Source organism: Thermococcus sp. M36 (genome assembly GCF_012027355.1).
Taxonomy (GTDB): domain Archaea; phylum Methanobacteriota_B; class Thermococci; order Thermococcales; family Thermococcaceae; genus Thermococcus.
The window spans coordinates 1-432 of sequence record NZ_SNUH01000225.1 but is presented as its reverse complement, the minus strand read 5'-3'; the positions used below and the strand labels follow the sequence as shown (position 1 = coordinate 432).

Here is a 432-nt window from a genome sequence, read left to right as displayed (position 1 = left end):
ATACCTTCTGCATTATCTCTTCCGCTTCTGCGAATTTGAACTGGCACCTGACTTTTAAAACTTAACTCAATTGAGTTAGTACTTTTTGGCAGTAATCCTTTACTTAACTGCACTTCCAAAATAGTTTCATGATACACTTTTTTTTGTGCAAGGCCATTCACTTTAATTTCCATTACACTATCATAACCGATTTCCGTTGGTGATAGTTTACTTATTCTGTCTCTCACACGTGCATCCCAATCCTGCACTTCTTCTCCCCTTCTGTTCGTAAAAATATTTTTACCTAATTCACGGCTGCGAACATCCATACTACTGTTTGGTTGAAATGCATTCCAATACAGGTGAATGAAAATTTTATGCAATGTATCAGGAGAATTATTAATGTATTCAATTTTCTCTGTTCCCTTGAATTGATTGTTTACCACATCCATC

1 protein-coding gene is annotated in these 432 nt (G+C 35.6%); it reads right to left on the bottom strand.

Going from position 1 to position 432, the window contains the following annotated elements; genetic code table 11:
• Nucleotides 1-432: M1 family metallopeptidase (locus E3E36_RS12090; RefSeq protein ID WP_167895608.1), on the bottom strand; the 432-nt coding region annotated here is incomplete at both ends.